21 protein-coding genes are annotated in these 24008 nt (G+C 72.4%); 11 read left to right on the top strand and 10 right to left on the bottom strand.

All coding sequences use genetic code 11. From position 1 onward, the window contains the following. The first annotated feature begins 23 nt into the window (after positions 1-23). On the top strand, positions 24-1010 hold the full coding sequence (locus tag SLINC_RS01640) for a glycoside hydrolase family 43 protein (protein ID WP_079165063.1): 987 nt from the start codon (positions 24-26) through the stop codon (positions 1008-1010). Positions 1011-1023: 13 nt separating this feature from the next. Here SLINC_RS01640 and SLINC_RS01635 read toward each other — a convergent pair whose 3' ends face one another. Together SLINC_RS01635 and SLINC_RS01630 are read right to left on the bottom strand one after the other, a co-directional pair. Continuing rightward, positions 1024-1425 (bottom strand): nitroreductase/quinone reductase family protein, encoded by a 402-nt coding sequence (locus tag SLINC_RS01635; protein ID WP_455681113.1) that lies wholly within the window; start codon positions 1423-1425, stop codon positions 1024-1026. A 196-nt stretch (positions 1426-1621) separates the two neighbouring features. Further along, positions 1622-2077 carry a carboxymuconolactone decarboxylase family protein gene (locus SLINC_RS01630; RefSeq protein WP_067444779.1) on the bottom strand — a complete coding sequence of 152 codons (456 nt, stop codon included), beginning with the start codon at positions 2075-2077 and terminating at the stop codon, positions 1622-1624. Positions 2078-2261: 184 nt separating this feature from the next. Here SLINC_RS01630 and SLINC_RS01625 point away from each other — a divergent pair, with 184 nt between their 5' ends. Beyond that, the gene (locus tag SLINC_RS01625) at positions 2262-4730 is read left to right on the top strand and encodes a tetratricopeptide repeat protein (protein ID WP_067425770.1); all 2469 of its coding nucleotides are present in this window, start codon (positions 2262-2264) and stop codon (positions 4728-4730) included. Positions 4731-4776: 46 nt separating this feature from the next. On the opposite strand, the gene SLINC_RS01620 is transcribed toward SLINC_RS01625, so the two are convergent. Next, entirely contained in the window at positions 4777-5718 is a 942-nt protein-coding gene (locus tag SLINC_RS01620; RefSeq protein WP_067425767.1) for a peptidoglycan-binding protein, read from the bottom strand. A gap of 178 nt (positions 5719-5896) precedes the next feature. Here SLINC_RS01620 and SLINC_RS01615 point away from each other — a divergent pair, with 178 nt between their 5' ends. The 3 genes from SLINC_RS01615 to SLINC_RS01605 all read left to right on the top strand — a co-directional run bounded on the left by SLINC_RS01615 (position 5897) and on the right by SLINC_RS01605 (position 9569). After that, entirely contained in the window at positions 5897-6136 is a 240-nt protein-coding gene (locus SLINC_RS01615; RefSeq protein WP_067425764.1) for a hypothetical protein, read from the top strand. Then, positions 6136-6513 carry a toxin Doc gene (locus SLINC_RS01610; protein WP_067425761.1) on the top strand — a complete coding sequence of 126 codons (378 nt, stop codon included), beginning with the start codon at positions 6136-6138 and terminating at the stop codon, positions 6511-6513. Before SLINC_RS01615 ends, SLINC_RS01610 begins: the two co-directional genes overlap by 1 nt. A 473-nt stretch (positions 6514-6986) precedes the next feature. Further along, positions 6987-9569: a YfhO family protein gene (locus SLINC_RS01605; protein WP_067444778.1), complete on the top strand. Its 2583-nt coding sequence runs from the start codon at positions 6987-6989 to the stop codon at positions 9567-9569. Between the two features lie 39 nt (positions 9570-9608). On the opposite strand, the gene SLINC_RS01600 is transcribed toward SLINC_RS01605, so the two are convergent. Together SLINC_RS01600 and SLINC_RS01595 are read right to left on the bottom strand one after the other, a co-directional pair. Continuing rightward, positions 9609-9998, bottom strand: coding sequence for a VOC family protein (locus tag SLINC_RS01600; protein ID WP_067425757.1), 390 nt, complete (start codon positions 9996-9998; stop codon positions 9609-9611). 127 nt (positions 9999-10125) lie between these two features. Further along, complete coding sequence (locus SLINC_RS01595) at positions 10126-11268, bottom strand: phosphatidylinositol-specific phospholipase C1-like protein (protein WP_107406534.1); 1143 nt, start codon at positions 11266-11268, stop codon at positions 10126-10128. Between the two features lie 173 nt (positions 11269-11441). Between SLINC_RS01595 and SLINC_RS49095 the strand changes: the two genes are divergently transcribed. After that, entirely contained in the window at positions 11442-11798 is a 357-nt protein-coding gene (locus SLINC_RS49095) for a hypothetical protein (RefSeq protein WP_067425751.1), read from the top strand. Here SLINC_RS49095 and SLINC_RS01585 read toward each other — a convergent pair. Together SLINC_RS01585 and SLINC_RS01580 are read right to left on the bottom strand one after the other, a co-directional pair. Beyond that, entirely contained in the window at positions 11745-12884 is a 1140-nt protein-coding gene (locus tag SLINC_RS01585; protein WP_079165061.1) for a methyltransferase domain-containing protein, read from the bottom strand. The genes SLINC_RS49095 and SLINC_RS01585 overlap by 54 nt on opposite strands. Positions 12885-13064: 180 nt before the next feature. Beyond that, entirely contained in the window at positions 13065-13691 is a 627-nt protein-coding gene (locus SLINC_RS01580; RefSeq protein ID WP_067425745.1) for a histidine phosphatase family protein, read from the bottom strand. A gap of 115 nt (positions 13692-13806) precedes the next feature. On the opposite strand from SLINC_RS01580, the gene SLINC_RS01575 reads away from it, so the two are divergent. The 5 genes from SLINC_RS01575 to SLINC_RS01555 all read left to right on the top strand — a co-directional run bounded on the left by SLINC_RS01575 (position 13807) and on the right by SLINC_RS01555 (position 20668). Next, positions 13807-14322: an NUDIX domain-containing protein gene (locus SLINC_RS01575; RefSeq protein ID WP_225988206.1), complete on the top strand. Its 516-nt coding sequence runs from the start codon at positions 13807-13809 to the stop codon at positions 14320-14322. 197 nt (positions 14323-14519) lie between these two features. Continuing rightward, entirely contained in the window at positions 14520-16730 is a 2211-nt protein-coding gene (locus SLINC_RS01570) for an MMPL family transporter (protein WP_079164364.1), read from the top strand. Positions 16731-16848: 118 nt separating this feature from the next. Further along, the gene (locus SLINC_RS01565) at positions 16849-18078 is read left to right on the top strand and encodes a sensor histidine kinase (RefSeq protein ID WP_067425739.1); all 1230 of its coding nucleotides are present in this window, start codon (positions 16849-16851) and stop codon (positions 18076-18078) included. A 257-nt stretch (positions 18079-18335) separates the two neighbouring features. Next, positions 18336-20204 (top strand): acyl-CoA dehydrogenase family protein, encoded by a 1869-nt coding sequence (locus SLINC_RS01560; protein WP_182449275.1) that lies wholly within the window; start codon positions 18336-18338, stop codon positions 20202-20204. 191 nt (positions 20205-20395) lie between these two features. Next, entirely contained in the window at positions 20396-20668 is a 273-nt protein-coding gene (locus SLINC_RS01555) for a hypothetical protein (protein ID WP_067425733.1), read from the top strand. 59 nt (positions 20669-20727) lie between these two features. On the opposite strand, the gene SLINC_RS01550 is transcribed toward SLINC_RS01555, so the two are convergent. From SLINC_RS01550 to SLINC_RS01540, 3 genes are all read right to left on the bottom strand, one after another. Further along, a complete protein-coding gene (locus SLINC_RS01550; protein ID WP_067425730.1) occupies positions 20728-21666 on the bottom strand; it encodes a sigma-70 family RNA polymerase sigma factor in 939 nt (312 codons plus the stop codon). A 10-nt stretch (positions 21667-21676) separates the two neighbouring features. Beyond that, positions 21677-22867, bottom strand: coding sequence for an NAD(P)/FAD-dependent oxidoreductase (locus SLINC_RS01545; RefSeq protein WP_067425727.1), 1191 nt, complete (start codon positions 22865-22867; stop codon positions 21677-21679). Positions 22868-22997: 130 nt separating this feature from the next. Next, complete coding sequence (locus SLINC_RS01540; RefSeq protein ID WP_182449136.1) at positions 22998-24008, bottom strand: NADP-dependent oxidoreductase; 1011 nt, start codon at positions 24006-24008, stop codon at positions 22998-23000.

Below are 24008 nucleotides of genomic sequence, written 5' to 3'. Positions count from 1 at the left end.
CCGACCTCCTGCGGCTTCCCGACATGCCGCTGCACGATCCCTTCGTCGTCGCCGACACCGGGACCCGCACCTACCACCTCTACACGTCCAACGACCCCACGGTCTCGGGTGTGTCCGGCACCGGCACGATGGTCTACCGCAGCCACGACCTGCGGGAGTGGACGCGCCCCGACGTGGTCTTCCGCACCGCCGACCAGGAGGGCCTGTGGGCGAGCGACGGCGGATGGGCGCCGGAGGTGCACGCCTGGAACGGCAGGTACTACCTGTTCACGACCCTCCACAACGAGGACCGGCCGCTCGCCGTGCCCCCGGCAGGCCCCTGGGGCACCCCTTTCCAGATCCGCAACCACATGCGCGGCACCGTCACCGCCGTGTCCGACTCCCTGCTGGGCCCTTTCACGGTCGTCGACCCCACGCGCCCCACCCCGCCCGAGAACCTCATGACCCTCGACGGCACGCTCCACGTCGACCCGGCCGGACAGCCCTGGATGGTCTACGCGCACGAGTGGCTCCAGACCATCGACGGCACCATGGAAGCCGTCCGTCTGACCCCGGACCTCTCCGGCACCGTCGGAGATCCCGTCCACCTGTTCAAGGCCTCGGACGCGCCCTGGCTCGGTGAGCAGATCCCCGGCGGGCTGCCGCACCAGTTGCCGCCCTACATCACCGACGGCCCGCAACTGCACCGCACTTCCGACGGGCACCTGCTCATGTTGTGGTCGACCTACGAGAAGAACGTGCCCGGCGCGGACGGCACACTCGGCGGCGGCTATGTGCAGACCTACGCCGTCTCGGACTCCGGCGACCTCACCGGACCGTGGCGGCAGCGCCGGCCGCTGGTCCGGGACGACAGCGGCCACGGCATGCTCTTCGACGCGTTCGACGGCCGACTGATGATGATCCTGCACCGCCCCTTCGACAACGCCCGGGGCAAGCTGTACGAGATGCGGCTCGACGGCGACGAACTGCGCGTGCTGCGCCAGTGCACCGACCTCGACGGCGGCGGCTGACCCGGCACGCGGGTCACCGCGGGGTGAGCCGGACCACCGGGTACTCCCGGTCGGTCTTGCGCTGGTATTTGTCGTAGCGCGGCTGGGCGGCGGCGATCCGCTGCCAGGCCCGCGCCCGCTCGGCGCCGTCGAGGACGCGCGGCGTCACCGGCACGGCAGGGGCCCCGGGCAGTTCGACCGAGGCACGGTCGGGACCCGCGAGGAGATTGAGGTGCCAGTCCGGGTGGCGGGTCGTACCGCCCGACGCGACGACCAGCCAGGCGTCCTCGCCGTCGGCGAACCAGGCCACGGGCGTCTGCCGTGTCTGACCGCTCCGGCGGCCCACGGTGTGCAGGATCAGCACGTCCATCCCCATGAACGTCCCGCGCCCGCCTCGGATCTTGCGGTTCATCCGGGCGTTCATGCGGTGCTGCATCCACCGTGAGAAGGCCCCCGCGGAACCACTTGCGCGCCCCGTTGCCTTGTCCGCCTGCTGCTTGTGTGTCATGACTGCCTCCGGTTGTCGATCCGCGACCGGTGCGGTGCGCGGAGTTGGTGAGCGAGCTCGAAGCGGGTGAGAAGTCCCGGCCCCGGGCGGCGTGTTCGCCCACGCCGCCCGGGACCGGCATCCCTCATCCCCACGCGCCGGCGATCTGCCGGGTCGTGGCGTTGAGCCGGTTGAACATGTTGGTCACGCCGATCATCAGGACGATCGCGGCGAGCTGCTTCTCGTCGAAATAGGTGGCGGCCGTGTCCCAGACGTCGTCGCTCACCGCGTCGGGACGGTCGGCCAACCGGGTCGCGGCCTCGGCCAGGTCGAGCGCGGCCCGCTCCTCCTCGGAGAAGTACGGCGCCTCGCGCCAGGCGGCGACCGTGGCCAGCCGCTCGTCGCTCATCCCCGCCTTGCGGGCGGACTTGGCGCCGCCGTCGACACAGGCGCTGCATCCGTTGATCTGGCTGATCCGCAGATGCACCAGCTCCAGCGTCTGCCCTTCCACACCGCCGGACTGCACGGCCTTGATGATCTCCTGGATGGGCTGCATCGCACCGGACAGCACGACGGCGGGGCTCTGCATACGGGACTGCATCATCGGGACTCTCTCCTCCGGTCGGTGCCCCCGTCCTCGGGGGCGTGACTCCATGACAGCCGCGAGGGCTTGCGATGACGACGCCGCTGGGACACCGTGGGACAGCCGAAACGGCTCTGAACAGCTACGACCCGCCCGGGAAAGTTCTCGCCGGCGCGGGACGGCACACGACGGGGGAACACACATGGCGCACCCAGGGGCGAAGCAGGCGGACCCGCACGACGAACTGGCCGCCCGGCTGCGCCTGCTCCAGGAGCTGTCCGGGCTCGGCGTACGGGCCCTCGCGCGGGACGCCGGTCTCAGCTCCTCGTCGCTGTCGCGCTACCTCAGCGGCCAGACGGTGCCGCCCTGGCCCGCCGTGATCGCCCTGTGCCGCCTCGTCCAGCGTGACCCGCGCCCGCTGCGCCCGCTGTGGGAACGCGCCTCCAACCCCCTGCCGGCGCCCCCCAGAACCAGCCGCCAGGTCCAGCCCCCGTCGCCGCCCGCCGGCGCCCCGCGCCCGCCCCGCAACGATCTCCCGCGCGACGTCCCGGACTTCACCGGACGCGAGGCACAACTGGCCGCCGTGCTCGCCGCGGTGGACAGCGACCGCGCCGTCGCCGTGGACGGCATGGCGGGCGTCGGCAAGACCTGCCTGGCGGTGCACGCCGCTCACCGGCTCGCCGCCGACTACCCGGACGCCCAGCTCTATCTGGACCTGCACGGGTTCACCGAGGGACGCCGGCCGCTCGACCACGACCGGGCGCTGCGCACCTTGCTCGCCGCCCTGGACGTCCCCTCCGAGAAGGTCCCGCAGGACGGCGGCGTCGAGCAACTGTCCGCCTGCTGGCGCGCGGAACTGGCGGGCCGACGAGCCGTCCTGGTCCTCGACAACGCCGCCGACGCCGACCAGGTGCGCCCCCTGCTGCCCGGCGCCGGACCCTCCGTCGCCCTGATCACCAGCCGCAACCGCCTGCTCGGCCTGGACGACGTGCCACCGGTGTCGCTCGACGTACTGACCGAGCAGGAGAGCGCCCGCCTGCTGTCCCGCGCCAGCGGCGACCCCGGCGGCCCCGAGGGGCGCCTCGCCCGCGACCCGGAGGCCACCGCCGAGGTGCTGCGCCTGTGCGGCCGTCTCCCGCTGGCCCTGCGGCTGGCCGCCGCCCGGCTGCGACACCGGCCGGGCTGGACCGTGGGCATCCTCGTCGAGCGGATGGCCGAGGGCGCGAGCGAGTTCGACACCGCCTTCGACATGTCCGTACGACAGCTGGACCGGGCCGGAAGGCGTCTGTTCCGCCTGCTCGGCCTGCTGCCCGGGGCGACCTTCGACGAGTACGTGGCGGCGGCCCTGGCGGACGTGCCGCTGCGCAGCGCGCGGGCGATGCTGGAGGACCTCCTCGACGCGCACCTCGTCCAGCAGCCGGCCACCGGCCGCTACCGCCTCCACGACCTGGTCCACCAGCACGCCCGCCGCTCCACGCTGGAACAGGACCCACCGGCCGACCGGGACCAGGCGCTGCGCCGGGTGCTCGACTACTACGTCCACGCGGCGGCCGCCGCCGACACCGCGATGCCCTTCCTGTCCGCCGGCCGGGCGTCCTCGGTCGGTCAACCCCCGCCCGCACTACCGCGGTTCACCGACAAGATCGCGGCCCTGATCTGGTTCGGCACCGAGTACACCAACCTGCTCGCCGCCTTCGAGGCGGCCGACGCGGCCGGGGCCGACACCCACGTGTGCGAACTGCCGCGTTTCATGCGGGCGTACTTCGCGCGGCGCTGCGGAACGACCATGCTCAACTCCCTGTTCGAGCGCTCGCTGGCCGCCGCGCAGCGCCTGGACGATCCGCTCCAACTGGCCGAGGCCCACAGCGACCTGGGCTTCGCCCGGTACAACGCGGGCCGCCTGACGGAGGCCGACACCGCCTACGCGACAGCGGCGGAACTGGTCACCCGTGCGGGAGACACCCTCACCGAGGCCGAGCTGACGATGCGCCGCGGCTACCTGAAGTGGGACCAGGGGCACGTCGAGGAGCCGCTCGAACTCTTCCGTCTGGCGGGGAAGCTGTACGCGGACGCCGACCGCCCCATGGGGACGGCCCATGCCACCGCCTACGAGGCCTGGGCGATGCTGCAACTGGGACACCGCCAGGAGGCGGCACGGCTGGCCCGTACGGTCCTGGACGCCCCGCACGCCGACCCCGCGTGGCCGCCCACCCTGACGGCCCGGATCACCCTCGGTGTGGCCGTCGCCCACGAGGACCCCGACGAGGCCGTACAGCACCTGGACCAGGCCCTCGCCCTGGCCCGCGAGGACGGGCACAAGCACAACGAGGCGTGGTGCCTGAACTGCCTGGGTGTCGCGCTGCGGCAGATGGGCCGCCACGAGGAAGCACTGGCCGCCCACCGGCAGGCCTTCGCCCTGCTCGACGAACTCTTCGAGGAACACTGGAAGATCCACTTCCTCAACGGCTACGGCGAGACCTGCCGCCTCGCCGGCCTGCCCGACCAGGCCCTGCACCTGCACCGCGAGGCCCTGCGGCTCGCCCGCCACCTGGGCAACCGGCACGAGGAGGCGCTCGCCCACGAGGGCATCGCCGCCCTGCTCGACGGGACGGACCCGGCTGCGGCCGCCGACCACCGGGCCGCGGGCCGGGCCGCCCTGCCGGACAGGTGAGGGCAGGACCGATGGGTGAAGGCGCTGCTCGCCCGCCGGGCCGCCGTCAGGGCTCGTCCGTCTCCGCTTCCAGGGACGCCCGCGTCGCCGCTCCGTACACGCCCGGCTCGTCGCCGATGAGCCGGGTGAGCTGGTAGCTGCGGACCGAGGCCTCGACCTGCCCGTCGTACACCCCGTCGGGCTCGCCGCCGTAGAGACCGACCTGGCGCAGCCGGAGCTGGAGTTCGGTGACCTCTGGACCGGAGTCGCCGCGGCCGAGGACCGGGGGCTGTCCGGCCGGGCCGCTGGGGCGGGCGGTCGTGGCGGTCGCGGTGGGGGACGGGCCGCCCGCCGGCGGGGCGGCCGAGCCGGTGGGTGTGGCCGTCCTTGTCGCGGTCGGACCGGCGGACGCGGACGGGGTGGCGGACGGCCCGGCCGACGACGGGCTCACGGACGGCTTGGCGGCGGCGGCCGTCGTGCCCGTGGGGGAGCTGCTGTGGTCGGGCACGGGTGCCCTGGTGCCTTCGGGCAGGGCCGTGTCGCGGGAGGGGCTCTGGTAGAGAACGACGCCCACGGTGACGCCCACCGCGAAGACGCAGACGGCGACTCCCGCGAGAAGCAGCGCGGCGCGGTGACGAGCCGGGTGTTCCGCGGTGAGGGGCGCGGAGGCCGGCGGGGCGTCGAGATCACGCGACACCGTTGTCGCGGGGAACGTCGTGTCCGCCGTTTCGACGGCAGGGGAGCCGCCGCCCGCGGCCGTGGCATCGATGTCCGGCTTGCGAGGCACACGCTCGCCGTCACCGTCGGCCGCCTCGCCTTCGGCTTCGTCGTCGACCTCGACGAAGGGCCGTATGCGCACCGGGTCGAAGTCCTCGGCGGCGGCCGCCTGCGCGGCACGGTCCTCACGGTGCGCGTCGGACGCGAGACGGCCGCAGGCACAGGACGGAGTGCCGTTCGCCGCTCGGGGCGCACCGCACAACGGGCAGACGTGGGGGGTCAGTTCACTCACTCCGGGGTCCCTCTCCGTACGGGGTCCAGAGTTTATTCAGATCTTCTGCACACAATCTCCCAGGGGTGGGTCCGGCCTCGGACGGCACCGACCAGGTACTACCGAGGGCACCTAGTAGGTACCATCGCGGGCACCTAGTAGGTACCATCGCGGGCACCTAGTAGGTACCATCGCGGGTATGCCATCCCTGAACGTGTCCTTCACCGACGAGGAGCTCGAGGGCGTCCGGGCCGCCGCCGCCGCCGAGGGCAAGAGCCTCAAGCAGTACCTGCACGACCTCGGCGTCCGCGAGATGCAGCGTCAGCGGTTCATCGCCGGTGCCGACGGCTGGGCCGACCGGCTCCGCGACGAGTTCGACCAGGCCTTCCCCGACGAGGTGCCCCCCGGCCGGCGCGGCAACGGAGCCACGGCCGCCTGATGCCGCTCACCATCGACGTCTCCTGGCTGCTCGACGTCCAGGAGACCGCGCTCGGCCACGACGACCTCACCGTCGCGGACTACTCCGCTCTCGTGGCCGCAGTGGCCCGTCACCGGACCCGCCTTCCCACCCTGGCGGCCGCCGACCCGGACGCGGCCTGGCGGGCGGCCGCCCTGATGCACACCATCGTCCGCCTGGAGCCTCTCCCGCACCGCAACAGCCTGTACGCCGCGTTCATCGCCGCGCAGTACATGGACCAGTCCGGGGAAGGCATCGATCCTCCGTACGGGGCCCTCTCCGACCTCGTCCGCAAGATCCGCGACACCCGCGTCGGCGTCCAGGCCGTGGCCGACCAACTGCGTGCCTGGAAGCTTTAGCGTTCATATGCGGGACCGCTTCCATTCAGGTTCCATTCAGGGTGAATAAACCTCCCGTACTTCCCTTGTTTCTCGCTGTCGAGATTCCGTTCCGCAATACCCGCACAGCGATGCGGAATTACCTCCTTGTCTTTCCGTCCCGGCACAACCATTCGGAAGAACTCCCCGTCTACATCGGCGAATCGATGCCGTTCGGGGAGCTGACCACCCCCCGGTGAAACGGCATGCGTCCACACACACGGGGGGCTTTCCGTGCCTGGCTTGTTCGACCCTGCCGATGATCTGTGCGTCGCGCACGGCCGTGGAGGAAACGCGCACCGCACGGTGTGCTCCGCATGCACGGGAGACCGCGCGTGATACCCGGAGCCGGCTCCGCCCCGGCGACCGCGGCGGTTCCCGACACCGAAGAGCCGCCCGGGACCGGCCCGGACCAGCCCGCCGACCCACCCTCCCGGGCCCGGATACGGACGCTGCTGCGGCGGGCGAGGCCGGCCGGCCCGCGCCCGACCGCCGCCCTCCTCGCGGCCGCCATCACCCTCACGGCGCTCTGCGCCGCCGGAGTCGTCGCCCGCACCTACCCCTTCGGACCGCGCACCCGCAGCATCAACGACCTCGGCAACCAGTACCTGCCGTTCCACGCCCACCTGTGGGACCTGCTGCACGGCCGGGCCGACGGGGGCCTCCTGGTCAACTGGCAGTCCGGGTTCGGCACCGGCTTCCTGCCCGACCTCGGCACCTATCTCAGCAGCCCGTTCGCCCTGCTCGTAGGGGTGTTCCCACGGGACGAGATCGACCTCGCGGTCTATGTGATCACCCTGCTGAAGTCGGCGTGCGCCGGCGCGGCGATGGCCTGGCTGCTGCTCACCCTGCGCTCCGGCCGCTGGTGGGCGGCGGGACTGCTGGGAGCCTCCTACGCCCTGTGCGGCTGGAGCGTGGCCGACGCCGCGTACAACCCGATGTGGCTCGACGGCCTGATCGCCCTGCCGCTGCTGTGCCTGGTGGGGGAGTGGACGCGGCACGACCGGCACCGGGTCCTCGGCGTGCTGGTCGTGGCCCTCGCCTGGATCGCCAACTTCTACACCGCGTACATGGCCACGGCTGCCGCCTGCCTGGTGCTGCTGCTCAGGCTGCTGCTCGCCGGTCTGCCGCGCCGCCGGGCGCTCGCCGCGCTGGGCAGGGCCGGCGTGACCTTCGCCCTCGGGACCGGCCTGGCCGCGCCGCTGGTGACGGTGGTCTACTTCGGCAGCACACACGCCTCACCCGGCCGGTTCACCTGGTTCGCCCCCGTGACGGGGGAGGACCTGCTGGCCCGGCTGCTGCCGGCGACGTACAGCTTCGGATCGCCGGCGGTGTTCGTCGGCACCACGGCACTCCTGCTCGCCCTCGCCCTGCCGTTCCACCGCGCGGCGCCCCGGCGGGTACGCGCCGGATGGCCGCTGCTCGTGCTCGCGGTGACGCTGTCGATGCAGTGGCAGCCGACCCACCTGGCCTGGCACGCCTTCACCACCCCCCAGGGCAGCTCCTACCGCCAGGCCTTCGTCCTGTGCGCACTCCTGGTCGTCGCCGCCTGGCACACCATCTCCTACGGCCCGCCCGACCGGCGCGCGCTGGGCGCGGCGGCCGGACTGCTCGTGCTGATCGCGGCGGCCGCGAGCGGCAGCGGCCTGGTACGCCCGTTCGTGTGGCCGATCCTGCTGTTCGCCGTCACCGCGGCACTCGTCGGCCTGGTCCTGCTCGGCCGCGCCGCCGACCCGCGACGCACCGGTGCCGGGCGCGGCGCCGTCCTGGCCGGATGGGCGGCGGTCCTGCTCGTCGGGGCCCAGCTCGGCGAGGCCACCGCCACCTCGGCCGTCGCCGCCCGGCTGCGGCTCGGCGCCATGGACGACTACGCCCCCTGGGGAGCCCGGCAGGAGCAGCAGACGCAGGCGATCGCACACGCCGACGGCTGGCCCCGCTACCGCACCGACCCCGGCCGCGAACAGACCGTCGGCAACGACCCCCTCATGGTCGGCGGCCAGGGCGCCCAGTACTACAGCAGCCACACCTCCGACGTCCTCAGCAGCACCCTCACCGCACTCGGAGGCGGCTGGACCTCGGGAGGCCGGAGCCTTCAGAGCCTGGACAACGCCGTCACCGACGTGATCTTCTCCGTCGGCGCCCGGGTGCACACCCCGCCGGATCCGCACCAGAACTGGTTCCCCCAGGACGGCACCGGCATGACGGTCTCCCGCCAGGAGGTTCCTCCGCTGGTCACGGTACGGCCCGTCGGCACACCCATCAGCGGTTCCACTTACGGCCCTTCGCCGTACCGCAACCAGGAACTGCTGCTGGGCACCCGGGTGTACACACTGCCCCGCTTCACCCTGCGCACCGGCACCGGGCAGCCGCCGGCCCGCGCGAACGGAAAGCGCCCCGGACTGCGCCTCGACCCCCCGTCCGCCCAAGGCACCGCCCCCAGGCCGACGATCACCGCGCGCTGCGCTCCCGGCGACGAGGTCTACCTCTGGGCCCCGCACTTCGCCGGCACCGCACGCCTGAGCGGCGCGGCCGCCCACGGTCTCACCGGGCGGTTCCGCTCCGACCCCGCCACCAAGATCGCCGCCATGCAACGCCTCGGCACGGTCCCCGCCACCGGCCGCCTCGTGATCGACCTGTCCCCGAACCGGCCGAGCCTGATCCCCCACGGCGCCGTCGGCTGCCTGGACACCGCCCGCCTCCGCGAGCGTGCCGACCGGTTGACGGCCACCGGCGCCACCGAGGTGACCGTGTCCGACGGCACCCTCCGGGCCCGGCTCCCCTCCGGCAGCAAGGGGATCGCGGTCGTCGCCGCCCCGCGGACCGCCGGCTGGCGCTGCGCCACGGGTACCGCCCCCGCCGTCCCCGCCGAGAACCACCACGGCCTCATCGCCGTACCCCTCGACGGCTCCTCGACCAGCCTGACCTGCACCTTCCACCCACCCGGGCTACGGCTGGGCACGACCGTCGGCGCAGCCTCGCTGCTCGCCCTGATCCTGTGGGCCGCTGCCACGGCGGTCCGCCGCCGGAGGCGACCATGACCGAGCGGGCGACCGATGGCCGACCGGGCCCGGGGGGCCTTACTTGCTGTGCGCGATCTGGATCAGATTGCCGCAGGTGTCGTCCAGGACCGCGGTGGTGATCGGGCCCATCTCCAGCGGTTCCTGGGTGAAGCGCACCCCGAGCCCGCGCAGCCGCTCGAACTCCGCCCGCACGTCGTCCACGGCGAAGGAGGCGGCCGGGATGCCGTCCTGGACCAGCGCCGTCTTGAAGGGCGCGACCGCAGGATGGCCGGAGGGCTCAAGCAGCAGTTCGATCCCGTCCGGCTCCTCCGGTGAGACCACGGTCAGCCAGCGGTCCGTCCCGCCCACGGGCACGTCGTGCTTCTTCACGAAGCCCAGCACGTCCGTGTAGAAGCTGAGGGCTCTGTCCTGGTCGTCGACGAACACGCTGGTGAGGTGGATCTTCATGAGATTCCTCCGGTGCATCGGGCCTGAGCCGTCGGGGAACAGCGTCTGTCCGTCGCGCTCCGTCGGCAAGCGCTGACCTGCCTAGCAAGCCGGGGCAGAGCCACGAGGGTGAGCGGCCCTTCCCCGCCTACCGCAGCCGGCAGGGTGCCGGCGCCGTCACCGGGTCGCACTCCACGGCCGCGCCGCTCGGCAGCTCGGCCGTGTAGTCGCTGCCGTAGCGGGCGGCGAGGCCGGGGGCGGGGAAGTCGGTGCTGATGATCTGGGCACCGGAGGCGAGGGCGGCGTCCAGCCGGGCGGTGCTGCCGCTGGAGGCCTCGGTGAACGGCACGTCGGACCTGGTGCGGACGTAGTAGCCGCGCCGCACGAGGTCCTGGATGACGGCGGTGTTGTCCGCGGTGGGATCGTTCCAGCCGATGAACGCCGCGTCGGCGCGCCCGGGGCGGGAGTTGGTGAACAGCACCCGGCCCTGGAGGCTGTCGCGGCCGCCGGCCCGGTAGGCGTTCTGGAGGACCGGATCCTGGTTGTCCATGAGGAACATGACCTGGCCGCGGACACGGTCGACGGTGGGCCAGCCGTGGGTGAGGACGGACTGCTCCAGCGTCAGCCCGGGCCGGCGCAGATCGTCCGGGGTGACCGTGCGGCGGTCGCCGAAGACGGTTCTGATCTCCGCATCGAGGGCGTCAAGCAGTCGCGTCGTCCAGGCGGGGCTCCTGGCGCCCCCGCGGGCTTCCATCTTGGGGTCCGTGCTCTTCAGCTCCAGCAGGACGGGCACGGTCGTGTGCGAGGGGTGGGCGTCGGACCATGCCTTGACCTGGCGCAGGCAGGTGGTGAGCCGTACACAACCGGTGTTGTAGTCGTGGTCGGCCCAGTGGAGCACCTTGAAGCCCGGCTCGGCGTAGTCGGGGTCGGTGAGCGGGCCGAGCCCGGCGGCGGTGCGCACCAACGGCCTGCCGTAGAGGCCGCCTTCGGGGTCGGGGAAGACGTCGAGTTCGATGCTGCGCACCTTCTGGCGCTGGAACTGCACGGGGAGGGAGGCGTGGCTGTACTCGAGGTTCCAGAAGTTGGCGTCGGTGGTGCGCTGGGCCACCTTCTCGGCGAAGCTCACCTCGCGGTGGTAGCTGTTGTGGGTGGCGATCATCCGGATCTGGTTGAGCCGCAGCGGGGCGGTGTCGGGACTCTGCGCCCTCGCCGCGGTGACGGTGGACGCCAGAGCGGCGAGGACCGACACAACGGCCGCGGCACGTCGGTGGGTTCGGCTGATCGTGGGCACAGCACCTCCAGGCGGACGGACGGCGAGTGATGCCGACCCTGCCGGGCCGGATTGGGATTGACGGGAGCATGCCCGGAAGTTGGCCCCCGGATGACGGGGTGGCCGCGGCCGGGGCGTCGGCGTGGACGCCGACGCCCGGAGGGGGCCGGGAGCGGCCACGTAGGCTCGCGCCCATGGCCGCGCTCTTACCGTTCCTGATCCTGCTCGGGGCTCTCGCCGCGGTCCTGGGCCTCTTCACGTGGCTCGCGGCCCGCATCCGCCGCCGCGGCCTGGCCGGCGGGGCGCTGAGCGCCGCCCTCGCCTCCTACGAGGAGGCGTTCCGCGTCACGTCCCACGCATCCCACATCGAGCTCCGCGCCCAGGCGGACCGCAAGGCCCCGATCCTGCTGCCCGACGGCCCCTGGGCAGACAGCCCCGGCCAGGCCGGCAACGCGGACGGGCCCGGGCGCCGACGGCCCGAGCCCCGCCCCCGCCGATCACGCCGACGCCTGGCCCGCTGGGTCAATCGCCTCGGGCGGCCCGGGCGCTGACGCACCGCAAGGTCGGCCACGGGCAGGGGATGCCGACGGGGTCGGCACCAGGCAGACGAGAAAGACCTGCGCCCCGGCCAGCCGCAGCCGCTGCACATGGGCGGGGGTGAAGTCGTGGCGGAGCGCGGTCGCCAGGTCCTCGATGTCGGGGAGGAGGAGTACGGCCGTGCCGTCGACGGCGAGGACGCGGCGCAGTTCCGTCCACCAACGGGCGGGATCGACGGCGATCAGGCCCTGGGCCTGGACCTGGGCACCCCAGGGCGGGTTGCACAGGACACGGTCGACACAGGCGTCGGGCAGGGGAAGCCGCCCGGCATCCCCACGGCGGACGCGGACAGGCAGGTCTCCGGCGTTGGCGCGGGCCGCGGTGACCGAGGCCGGGGACAGGTCGAAGCCGTGGAAGCGAGCGCCGGGCCGGGCGAGCGCGGCCTCGATCAGCAGGGTGCCCGCGCCGCAGCACGGGTCGAGGACGCGATCGCCCGGCCGGATGCCGGCCAACTCGGCCATGGCGGCGGCCAGCGGCGGATGCAGGGTGCCCGCAATGGTGTGCTGCTTGTAGGGACGCCGGTGCAGGGGCCGGTCGTCGACCCGCAGCATCAGCGTGGCCCGCGTACCGTCCAGCGTCAGCCGCCAGCCACAGCACCCCGGCGGGGGAGCGGTTCCCTTGCGCCGCGCGTGATACGGCAGCCCGAGCCGGCGCGCCAGCGCCTGGCCCACGACGTCCTCGACGTCGTACCGGGTGAAGGTGCGCCGGCCGAGAAAGGAGGCCGACACCTCGACGCCGGTGATGTCCCGGGCCGACGCCCTCGCGCCGCGCCGGACGGACAACAGGCGGTCGGTGTCCGTGAGTTCGGCGAGCGCGACGAGGTCGCGCAGGGTGTGCCGCGTCGTTCCGACGTCGGGGCCCTCGGCGGCGAGCAGGAACACGTCGTCCGCGGTGCGGAGCGACGGCACGGACTGCCGCGTACGGAAGTGGACTTCGCGGTGCCGCAGTTCGGTGACCGCGCCGAGCTTCGATCCCAGGACCTCGGCGGCGACCACGGTTTCCAGGCCGCGCAGACAGCGCGCCACGAGGGGCGTGTGCATGGGGGTGTTCTTCTTCCACGTCAGCACCCGGGGCAGCGCTCCGCTGCCCCGCCTCGTCGGCGACGGGAGAACCTCGCTTCGGCCGACGGTGCCTAGCGCAGGTGGAAGAAGAACGTCATGACCGACAGCCTAACCGCCGCACGGCTCGGGCGAGAGGGCCACGGCAGTCATGTCCGGTCTTCAGACGCGGAGTTCGGGCGGGAAGCCGGTCCAGCGAAGGGCGTCGGGCAGATGTCCCATGTCGTTGTAGAAGAGGACGGAAGCCGGCCGATCCGGTGCGTACCGGATGACGGTCAGCGCGGCGTTGGCATGGTTGAGGCCCATCCAGCGCCACTTCGGCGCGTCCAGAGCGGCTCGGACGAGCCAGCCGATGAGGAAGTTGTGGGTGACGACCAGCTCGTGGCGGGGCTCGTCACCGTCGACGGGCCCCGTGAACCGCGTCAGAGCTGTCCTGGCCAGCTCCGGACCTCGTTCACGCTCCTCGGCGGGGAACAGGGCCAGACGGTCGAGCGTGGCGTCGGCCGACTCCGGCGGCAACTCCTCGCGCTGGGGCAGGTAGGGGATGTAGTCGCCGGCGGGCTCCGACGCCTGTAGGGCAGGAGCACCGTCGAGCTGCTCGTGGATCAGCCGGGCGGTCTGCTCCGCCCGGGGAAGCGGCCCGTGGTGGATCGCGGTGAGATGAGCGTGCCGCAGCCGCTGCCCGAGCAGGACGGCCTGCCTGCGGCCCGCCGCCGTCAGCGTGCTCTCGTCCGGTGACGCCTCACCGTGCCGTGCGAGATAGAGGTGGCGCGCGGCTGTTCCCGTCATGGTCGAGTCCTCCACCGGAGTTGATGATCTTGCGAACGTCTGAACGGACGTCGCCCCGCCCCACACGGTTCCGCCGCAGGCGCCGCTGTCAGTGCCACGCCGTACTCTCCCGCGAGTGACACACCACCTGATCGAGTCCCGCGCCCTGGAAGCCGCGATCCGTGACGCGCGCGAAGCCACCACCGTGCACGACAACGCGCTGGAGTGGCTGCTGCGCCCCGACGCGGTGTCGAGCGGACCGCTGGCATCCGAGGTATGGGCGTTCGACACCACGCTGACGCGGATCCTGCTGATCGACCACCGCTGGCGCGGGTGGGTCCCGCCCGGCGGCAAGGTGGATCCCGGGGAGACACCGCGAGAGGCGGCCCGTCGGGAACTGTTCGAGGAGACCGGGGTGCGGGCGGAGCTGCTCGGCACACCGGCCACCGCCACCGTGCGCTCCTACCACCCGGACTGGAAGGCGACGATGGGCCTGACCTACGTGGCCGTCCTCGACCGGGAGACGCCGTTGACCCCCGAGAAGGGACAACCTGCCGCCTGGCGAAGGCTCGACGAGCCCTGGCAGGGCTGGTTCCCCGAAGACCGTCTCCGGATGAGGCAGCACGCCGCGCTGCTCGCACCACGCGCCTGAGCGCGGCGGCCGACGGCGCCGGCGCGGTCGATGGCGCCGACACACAAACACGCCCGTCGTACCAGCGGCTGACCCGTTGGGCCGCCGCGTACTGCGTTCTCAGTAGCCGGGAATGTCGGCAGGCGCACGACGACAGGAGATCCCTTCGCCGGACAGTCTGGGCGGACAGTCGGCATCAGATGTGGAGATCCCCTGCCGTGGCTACTTTCCTTTACCGAGTGGGCCGCATGGCCTTTCGACGACGCTGGTACGTCGCCCTGGTCTGGGCGGCCGTCCTGGCCGCCGTCGGACTGGGCGCGCTCAAGGCCCCAGGAGCCTCCGACGAGGAGTTCTCCATGCCGGGCATCGAATCCCAGAAGGCGTTCGACCTGATGGAACAGCGCTTCCCGGGAGCCACGGCCGACGGCGCGACCGCCCGGGTCGTCTTCGTGGCGCCGGGCGGTCAGAAGGTCACCGCCACCGAGAACAAGAAGGCCGTCGAGGACGCCGTCGCCGAACTCGCCGACGGCACGCAGGTCGCGAGCGCGGTCGACCCGTTCCGGGCGAAGGCGGTCAGCAAGGACGGGACGACGGCGTACGCGACCGTCACCTACAAGGTCGCCGCCACCGACCTCAGCGACGCCGGCAGGACCCGGCTGAAGCAGGCCCTCGACGACGCCCGGGGGAGCGGGCTGACCGTCGAGGCCGGCGGGAGCGCGATGGACGACGGCGGCGGCGCGGGCGGAATGGCCGAGGTGATAGGCGTCGCGATCGCCGCGGTCGTCCTCCTCGTCACCTTCGGCTCGCTGGCCGCGGCCGGCCTGCCGCTGCTCACCGCGCTCATCGGCGTCGGCGTGAGCATGGCCACCATCCTGGCGCTGTCCAGCGCCCTCGGCCTGTCCACGACGACCGGCACCCTGGCGATGATGCTGGGCCTCGCCGTCGGCATCGACTACGCCCTGTTCGTCGTCTCCCGCTACCGCGAGGAACGGACCAAGGGCCGCAGCCCCCAGGAGGCGACCGCGATGGCGGTCGGCACCGCCGGCTCGGCCGTCGTGTTCGCCGGGCTCACCGTCGTCATCGCCCTGGCCGGGCTCGCCGTGGTCGGCATCCCGATGCTCACCAAAATGGGCCTGGCCGCCGCCGGCGCGGTCGTGGTCGCCGTGTTCATCGCGCTGACGCTCGTCCCGGCGTTCCTCGGCTTCTGGCCGAACGCCGTACTCACGCGCCGCACCCGCAAGAGCGGCCGCGTCGAGCAGAGCGCGAAGGACAACGGGGGCACCCGCTGGGCGCGGTTCGTGCTGCGCCGTCCCGTGCCCGTGCTGCTGCTCGGCGTGGTCGGCCTCGGAGCCCTCGCGATCCCGATGACGAACCTTCAGCTCGGCATGCCGGGCGACGAGGCCAAGGCCACCTCCACCACCGAACGCCGGGCCTACGACGCACTCGCCGAGGGCTTCGGCCCCGGCTTCAACGGGCCCCTGACCGTCGTCGTGGACGCCAACGGCGACGACGACCCGAAGGCGGCCGCCGACACGATCGCGAAGGAGATCGGCGGCACCGAGGGAGTCGTCTCCGTCTCTCCGTCCCACTTCAACGAAGCCGGCGACACCGCGGTCTTCTCGGTCGTGCCGTCCACCGCGCCGACCGACGAGAAGACCAAGGACCTGGTCACGACCATCCGCGGGGAGCGTGCGGGCGTGGAGTCCGAGACCGGGGCCACGTTCGAGGTCACCGGCACCACCGCGCTGAACATCGACATCTCCGACAAGGTGCAGGCCGCGCTGGTCCCGTATCTGATCGTCGTGGTGGGCCTGGCGATCGTGCTGCTGCTGGTGGTCTTCCGTTCCCTCCTCGTCCCGCTCAAGGCGGCCCTCGGCTTCCTGCTCTCGGTGCTGGCCGCCCTCGGCGTGGTCGTCCTGGTCTTCCAGCAGGGCCACGGCGCCGGACTCCTGGGGGTGGAACAGACCGGTCCGATCATGAGCCTGATGCCGATCTTCCTGGTGGGCATCGTCTTCGGCCTGGCGATGGACTACGAGGTGTTCCTCGTCGCCCGGATGCGGGAGGCGTACGTCCACGGCGAACGGCCCGCCCAGGCGATCACGTCCGGCTTCCGGCACAGCGCCCGTGTGGTGGTGGCCGCCGCACTGATCATGATCGCGGTGTTCGCCGGGTTCATCGGCGAGAGCGACTCCATGATCAAGATGATCGGGTTCGGACTCGCCTCCGCCGTCCTGTTCGACGCCTTCGTCGTCCGCATGGCGATCGTGCCCGCCGTGCTCGCCCTGCTCGGCGACAAGGCCTGGTGGCTGCCCAAGTGGCTGGACCGGCTGCTGCCCAACGTCGACGTGGAGGGCGAGGCCCTCACCCGCCACCCGCAGGCGGAGCCGGCCCCCGCCGAGACGGCCGACCTGGAAGTGGCGCGCACCTGACGCCGCCCGACCCACCCCCCACAGGGGCCGCCCGTGACGTACACCACGGGCGGCCCCGCCGGGCATGTCCGACCGACGTCGACCACGATGGTCCCAGCCCCACCCACCGGAGAAGACGATGAGCATCGGCCTGGAGCGCTACACCGATCGCCTGGAGGTGTTCGCCGACCGGCACCCCTTCCTCGTCGACCTGGCGCTGGTCCTGCCCCTGATGGGCTCCGCGGTGCTCGGCGCCTCGCTCACCCTGCCCGGCGCCGATCCGCCTGACCAGGACACGACCGCCGTCGTCCTCATGGGTGTGGCCTGCCTGGCCCTGCTGAAGCACCGCAGCCACCCGCGCACGGCGGTCGCCGTGAACACCGTCTGCGCCGTGCTCGTGATCGCCCTGGGGTACCTGCTCACCCCGCTGCTGCTGGCACCGGTCATGGCGGCGCTGTACTGGCTCGCCACCCAGGCCGACCGCGGGACCACCCGCGTCTACGGCGTCACCACCATGGTGGCGCTGATGCTCGCGGCGGCGTTCTCCGACTCCATGGACCACCTGTCCCTGCTGCTCAGGACGATCGGCCCGCTGTTCTGGCTGATGCTGCCCCTGGCCGCCGGCACCATGACCCGGCTGCGCCGCGCCTACCTCCAGGCCGCCCAGGCCCGCGCCGAACACGCCGAGCGCACCCGTGAGGAGGAGGCCCGGCTGCGGGTCACCGAGGAGCGCATGCGCATCGCCCGCGAACTGCACGACGTCGTCGCCCACCATCTGGCCCTCGCCAACGCCCAGGCAGGCACCGCCGCCCACCTCGCCCTCACCAGCCCTCAGCAGACGAAGGCGATCCTCACCGACCTCACCGGCACCACCTCCTCGGCGTTGCGCGAACTGAAGGCCACCCTCGGTCTGCTGCGCCGGAGCGACGACCCGACCCCCTCCCCCCTGGATCCGTCCCCGGGCCTGGCCCGCCTCCCCGAACTGGTCACTGCCTGTGAGTCGGCCGGCCTTGCTGTCAGGGTCACCACCCGGGGCGAGCCGCGGCCGCTGTCCCCGGGGGTGGACCTGACCGCTTTCCGGATCGTCCAGGAAGCCCTCACCAACGTCGCCAAGCACGCCGCCGCGGAGACCGCCCGCATCGAACTGGACTACGGCTCCTCCCAGTTGCTGATCACGATCAGCAACGACGGCCCGCCCGCCGTTCCCGGAGCCGTCACGGGCCGGGGCTTCGGCGTCATGGGCATGCGGGAACGCGCGCACTCCGTCGGCGGCGATCTGAGGGCGGGCCCGCGCTCCGCAGGCGGCTTCGAGGTCACCGCCATGCTGCCCCTCCAGCCTTCCGCCGACGAAGCCGACCGGACGGCGTGATCCTCCGGGCGACGGCGTCGGCGACGGTGTGTCGGTGCTGGACCAAGTCGGCGGGAGCCGACACCATGGTCGCCCCCTCGATCGGGTACGCCAAGGAAGAGTAAATCCTTGGCCATAGGGTGACGTGCTGTCATAGAATCGCGGGTAGTGACCCATCGTGGGACGGGTCCAGGTTGGTGGTGACCTGCGGTACTACAAGTGCGATTGAATGGGTAAATACCACCGCGCGCACGACTTCAATCGTGGCGATGATCATGATGTGGCGAGCGGAACGCTCGGCTACGTTTCCGGGTGTGAGCACCTCTCAACTTCCTGGCTTGTCCGCACCGTTGGCTACCCCCGACGCCCTCAAGCGTCTGCTCTTCGACGCACAGGCCGAGACCCACGAACTGTGGCGGCGCCTGTTCAGCACCCCCGCGTTCTCCTTCCGTGAGGGGCTGACCCATGAGCAGCGCACCGAACTCTCCTATCGCCGGCTGCGGTGGCTGAACGCCGCCATACCGGACGTACGGGCCCTGATCCGAGATCCGGTCGCCCTGAGCACCCTGCATGAATGGGCGGGAGTGGCGGACGCTGGCATGGCCACGATCGCCTCCATCCACTACAACCTCTTCCTCGGCAGCCTCCTCGACCACGACCAGGGGGGCCGGGACCTCGGGCCCTATCTGCGGATGGAGAAGATCGGCGTCTTCCTGACCACCGAGAAGGGCCACGGAAACGACGCGACCAACCTGGAGACCACCGCCACACTGGACCGTGACGCGGGCCAGTTCGTCCTCACCACCCCCACGCCGGCGGCCACGAAGTGGATGCCGAACACATCGCTCATCGGTGGCCCCAAGGACGCCGTCGTGGCGGCCCGGCTGATGATCGACAACAGGGATCACGGGGTCTTCCTGTTCCTGACACCGTTGTCCGACGCGAGCGGACGGCACCTGCCAGGAGTGGACGTACGGCCGCTGCCCGAAACGGTCAGCGCCCCGGTCGACCACTGCGCCACCTCCTTCCACGACGTACGACTGCCGCTCACGGCCCTGCTCCAGGGCCCCCACGGACGCCTCAGCCCCACGGGCGAGTTCAGCTCCGACCGGGGCAACGCGCGAAAACGATTCCTCCGCAGCGTCGGCCGCGTCACCCCGGGCAAGCTGTGCATGAGCGCCTACAGCCTCGGCACCATGCGGCACGCCATGGCGGTGGCCGTGGCCTATGCCCACCAGCGGCACACCTCGGACCTGACCGGCGGCGGGAAACGGGTGCCCCTGTGGGCGCACCGCACACACCACGCCCCGCTCGTCGAAGGCCTGGCGACGACCTACGCCGCCACCCTGCTCCAGCGTCGCGTCGTACAGCAGTGGTCCGACGTCGAGCAGGCGGGCGGCGGGGACGCCGAACGCCAGGACGCCGAACGAATGACGGCCATCGCCAAGAGCTGGATCACCTGGTCGGCACGGGAGGTGATGACGACGTGCCGGGAACGGTGCGGCGCGCAGGGCCTGGCACTGGCCAACGGGATCGCCGGCCAACTCGTGGCCAACGAGGGCACCATCACCGCCGAGGGCGACAACCTGGTCGTCAGGCTCGTGGCCGCGGCCGAGATGCTGATGGGCGCCTCCGTACCCCGCCCGCACTCCGCGGTGCCGCCCGGCGACCGGTCCCTCGCGGACCCGGAGCACCTGCACGACCTCCTGGCGGACCTGGAACGCATACGTTACGCCCGGGCCAGGACCCGCGTCCGCCTGCCCGGGGCCCCATCGCCGCTGGCCCGGTGGAACAGGGCCTCGGCCGCCGCCACATCCCGGGTGGAGGCCCACGCCTACCGGCTGGCCGCCGAAGCCCTCGCGGACACGGCCGCCCGGTCGGACGACCCGCAGGCCCGGCTCGTCCTGCACGACCTGCACCGGCTGTTCGTCCTGGGGTACGTCTCCCGGCACAGCGGCGAGCTCCTCGCCCACGGCCGGTTGACCGCGGATCAGGTCCTGCGCCTGCCCGACGAGATCGAGGCCGCCGTCGACGCGATCGCCCCGCACGCCCTGATGCTGACCGAGGCGTTCGACGTACCGGAGGAGGTGCGGCAGCGCCACCCCATGTTGCGGTCCGAAGTGCCCGAGACCGCGGTGCTGGTATGACGCGGCCGCCCCGCCCGCGTGATGCCGGTGATGCGGCATCGCGCGGACGGGGCGGCTGTCGCACATCGGCCCGCACCGTCGGCTCCCGCGCTGGGACCGACGCTGACGGGCACGGTGACCGGGCGGGCGCCGACGGCTACTTTGTGAAGGGGTGACCGGGGCCGGACGGCGTCGACGGGGAGGCACGGGGGATGAAGCGTTTGCGGGGGATCGGGGTGGCGGTGACCGCCGGGGCGGCGGTGTCACTGCTGGCGGGATGCAGCAACGCCCCGACGGACTACAGCGAGATCGTCACGTTCACCGACAAGCACGGCCGGGTCTGCACCGCCGCGGTCGTCGTGGACCAGGAGCAGAACGAGGGCGAGGACTACGAGATCTCCAGCCTCGACTGCGACTACCCGCCGGACGGCCGGACACCGGGACCGGCGGAGTACACGGCCCTGCCGGAGCGGGACGCGGGGTGACCGGCAGCGGCCGTTGAGGTGACCTGCGATCGCCGGTCACCGGATTCGCGGGGCTCTGGTCACCAGGCGGCGATGACGGGCGCGTCGGGCTCGTGCTGCCGCCAGACCTCGTTGAGGCGCGTGAGGTTGTCCGCGGCGGCGATGCCGCGCAGGGAGGCGACCTTGCCGGCGCTGATGCCGAACACCACGACGCCCACGACCCGGTCCTCGACAGTGGCGAGGACGGCCGGGGAACCGTTGATCAGCGCGATGTGGAGAGCGGGGGAGCCGCCGGCCATCCGCCGCTTCGCCGGCGTGGGCTTGAAGCCGGCCCGCACGTAGGAGGCGACGCGCTCGCGCGTGTCGTACCGCAGCAGCCGCCTGGCCAGCCCGGCGCCGTCCGACACCGCGGTCGCGTCGGCGGTGAGCATCGCCACCAGTCGTTCCGTGCGCCCCGACGTGGCGGCGGCGAGGAACTCCTCGACGACCCGGCGCGCGGAGGCCGGATCCACCGCGTCGCCGCCGCGGCGCTCGGCGGTGACCCGGCGCCGGGCCCGGTGCACATGCTGCTGGCTCGCGGACTCGGTGATGTCGAGGATCCCGGCGATCTCGGCGTGCGAGTACGAGAAGGCCTCACGCAGCACGTAGGCGGCCCGCTCGACCGGCGAGAGACGTTCCATGAGGGTCAGTACGGCCAACGACACCGATTCGCGCTGCTCGAAGGTGTCGGCGGGGCCGAGCATCGGATCGCCCTCCAGGAGCGGCTCGGGCAGCCAGGCACCTGCCGCCCGCTCGTGACGCGCCCGCGCCGAGCGCAGCCGGTCGAGGCAGAGATTGGTGACGACCTTGGTCAGCCACGCCTCCGGCACCTCGACCCGCTCGCGGTCGGCGGCCTGCCAGCGCAGGAACGTGTCCTGCACGGCATCCTCGGCGTCGGCGGCCGAGCCGAGCAGACGGTACGCCAGGGAGGCCAGCCGGCCCCGGCTGGCCTCGAATCGGTCGATGGCTGCGCTGTCCACGCGGAACAGCCTAGGCGGCTACCCGCACGCCGGCCCGGTCCGGTGCGGTGGCCAGGCGGCGCTTGCGCTTCGGCATGCCGAACGTCGGGTGGGCGATGCCCCACCCGGCACCCTTGAGCACCCCCGACTTGAGCCGCGCGGCCATCCGGCCGCCCAGGTACCAGGACTTGGACCGGGCGTCCCCGTCCACCATCTGGAAGATCGCGTCCCGCCGTCCGAGGCTGATGTGGTTGCCGTGGTACTTCAGCCCGGTGACCGGGACCTCGCTGCCCGTCAGGCGCGCGATGATCGCGGCGGTCGCCTGCATGTTGGTGAAGCCGGCCGAGGCGCACGACATCGGCAGCGGTAGGCCGTTCTCGCCGATCGCGTAGGCGCAGTCGCCGGCGGCGTAGACATCCGGGTGCGAGACCGAGCGCATGCTCCCGTCGACGACGATCTGGCCGGTCTCGGCGACCTTCAGGCCGCTGGCGGCCGCGATGGGGTGTACGGCGAATCCGGCGGCCCACACGGTCACGTCGGCCGGGACGGACGTACCGTCGGCGGTGAGCGCCCGCGTCGGCTCGACGGCTTCGATCCGTGTGTGCTCGTGGACGGTGACGCCGAGCCGGTCGAAGGCCCGGAGCAGGTGGCGGCGGGCCTTCGGGGAGAGCCAGGCGCCCAGCTCGCCGCGGGCGGCGAGCGCGACCGAGAGGTCCGGCCGCGACTCGGCGAACTCGGTGGCGGTCTCGATACCGGTCAGCCCCTCACCGACGACCAGCACGGTGCCGCCCTCGCCCAGGCCCGCCAGCCGCTCGCGCAGGCGCAGCGCCGATGACCGGCCGGTCACATCGAAGGCGTGCTCGGCCACGCCGGGGACGCCGTGGTGGGCGACGGAGCTGCCGAGCGCGTAGAGAAGCGTGTCGTACACGAGTTCGTCGTCGCCGTCCTCGCCGGTCACCGCGACGGTCCTGCGCTCGGGGTCGATGCCGGTGACGCGCGCCAGGCGCAGCCGCACTCCGGTACCCGCGAACACGTCGGCGAGCTTGCGGACTCCGAGCTCCTGGCCGATCGCGAGCTGGTGCAGCCGCATCCGCTCGACGAAGTCGGGCACGGCGTTGACGACGGTGACCTCGACGTCGGCGGGCGACAGCCGGCGGGCCAGGTTTCCGGCGGCGAAGGCCCCGGCGTATCCGGCGCCGAGGACGACGATGCGGTGCTTCATGGCGTGGGCTCCTGTCTCGTTCGCGTGTCCCTTGAACGGGATGGCGCCTCGATTGCTGACAGGTGCCGGGTGTGATGCGGGTCACCCAAGCGCGGTGAGCGGCTGAGCCCCCGTCGGCCGCGGCTCGTTCTCAGGCGACCGTGAGCACGATCTTGCCTCGGATGTGCCCTCGCAGGGCGCGCTCGTGCGCCGCTCGGGCGTCCGCGAGCGGAAACATGCTGTCGATCGCGACGCGGACCGTGCCCGCGTCGAGCAGGCGTCCGAGGTCGGCGAGCTGCGCGCCGCTCGAGCGGACCTGGGTGATCGAGACCGTGACGCCCAGCTGCGCGGTCTCCTCTGTGTCGAAGTCCCCCGGAAACACGGGGAAGTGGGAGCCGCCGCGCTTGAGCGTGCGCAGGAAGCGCCTGCTGTCGGGGCCGCCGACGGTGTCGAGAACGAGGTCGACGTCGCGTACGAGGTCCTCGGGGCGACTTGTGGTGTAGTCGATGACCTGGTCGGCGCCGAGCTCGCGCAGGAACGGGCCGTGCGCGCCCGACGCCACTGCGATGACACGCGCACCCTTCCACTTCGCCAGTTGGAGCGCGAAGTGCCCCACGCCGCCCGCGGCGCCGTTGACGAGCACCGTCGTGTCGGCGTCGAGTGCCGTCGGGCGATGCCGTGCCTCCTGGAAGGGCGAGGGGTGATGGTGCCCGAGCTCGACCAGGAACTGCCACGCGGTGAGCCCGGCCATGGGTGCCCCGGCGGCGTGCACGTGGTCGAGGCCGGCCGGCTTGCGTGCGAGATCCGAGGCGGGCGCGGCCACGTACTCGGCGTATGCGCTGCCGTCGAAGCTGGGGAAACGCAGCAGCCCGAACACCTCGTCACCCACCGCGAGGCCGTCCACGTCCGCGGCGACGGCCTCGACGACACCCGACACGTCCGTGCCCGGAATCACCGGCAGGCCGACCGTGGACTCCGTCTCGCCGGGCATTTTGGTCAGCCCGCCGCGCAGGTACCAGTCCGGAGGATTGACGCCGGCCGCGTGGACGCGAACGAGCACCTCGCCCGGACCCGGCTCGGGAACCGGCACCTCCTCGTACCGCAGAACCTCGGGGCCACCGTGCTCGTGCAGCCGGACCGCTCTCATCGTCTGTGTCGGCAT

The sequence above is a fragment of the Streptomyces lincolnensis genome (genome assembly GCF_001685355.1).
Classification (GTDB): Bacteria; Actinomycetota; Actinomycetes; order Streptomycetales; family Streptomycetaceae; genus Streptomyces; species Streptomyces lincolnensis.
The sequence above is the reverse complement of the archived record's forward strand: the minus strand, read 5'-3'. Positions and strand labels throughout refer to the sequence as shown.

Bases quoted from the DNA above. Each gene is read 5' to 3' on its own strand.
- SLINC_RS01600 (WP_067425757.1), bottom strand. From the start codon at position 9,998: ATGAAGATCCACCTCACCAGCGTGTTCGTCGACGACCAGGACAGAGCC.
- SLINC_RS01585 (WP_079165061.1), bottom strand. From the start codon at position 12,884: ATGCACACGCCCCTCGTGGCGCGCTGTCTGCGCGGCCTGGAAACCGTG.
- SLINC_RS01560 (WP_182449275.1), top strand. From the start codon at position 18,336: ATGTGGCGAGCGGAACGCTCGGCTACGTTTCCGGGTGTGAGCACCTCT.
- SLINC_RS01610 (WP_067425761.1), top strand. From the start codon at position 6,136: ATGCCGCTCACCATCGACGTCTCCTGGCTGCTCGACGTCCAGGAGACC.
- SLINC_RS01625 (WP_067425770.1), top strand. From the start codon at position 2,262: ATGGCGCACCCAGGGGCGAAGCAGGCGGACCCGCACGACGAACTGGCC.
- SLINC_RS01580 (WP_067425745.1), bottom strand. From the start codon at position 13,691: ATGACGGGAACAGCCGCGCGCCACCTCTATCTCGCACGGCACGGTGAG.
- SLINC_RS01640 (WP_079165063.1), top strand. From the start codon at position 24: ATGCCGCTGCACGATCCCTTCGTCGTCGCCGACACCGGGACCCGCACC.
- SLINC_RS01545 (WP_067425727.1), bottom strand. From the start codon at position 22,867: ATGAAGCACCGCATCGTCGTCCTCGGCGCCGGATACGCCGGGGCCTTC.
- SLINC_RS01555 (WP_067425733.1), top strand. From the start codon at position 20,396: ATGAAGCGTTTGCGGGGGATCGGGGTGGCGGTGACCGCCGGGGCGGCG.
- SLINC_RS01540 (WP_182449136.1), bottom strand. From the start codon at position 24,008: ATGCCGACACAGACGATGAGAGCGGTCCGGCTGCACGAGCACGGTGGC.
- SLINC_RS01630 (WP_067444779.1), bottom strand. From the start codon at position 2,077: ATGCAGTCCCGTATGCAGAGCCCCGCCGTCGTGCTGTCCGGTGCGATG.
- SLINC_RS49095 (WP_067425751.1), top strand. From the start codon at position 11,442: ATGGCCGCGCTCTTACCGTTCCTGATCCTGCTCGGGGCTCTCGCCGCG.
- SLINC_RS01565 (WP_067425739.1), top strand. From the start codon at position 16,849: ATGAGCATCGGCCTGGAGCGCTACACCGATCGCCTGGAGGTGTTCGCC.
- SLINC_RS01615 (WP_067425764.1), top strand. From the start codon at position 5,897: ATGCCATCCCTGAACGTGTCCTTCACCGACGAGGAGCTCGAGGGCGTC.
- SLINC_RS01635 (WP_455681113.1), bottom strand. From the start codon at position 1,425: ATGCAGCACCGCATGAACGCCCGGATGAACCGCAAGATCCGAGGCGGG.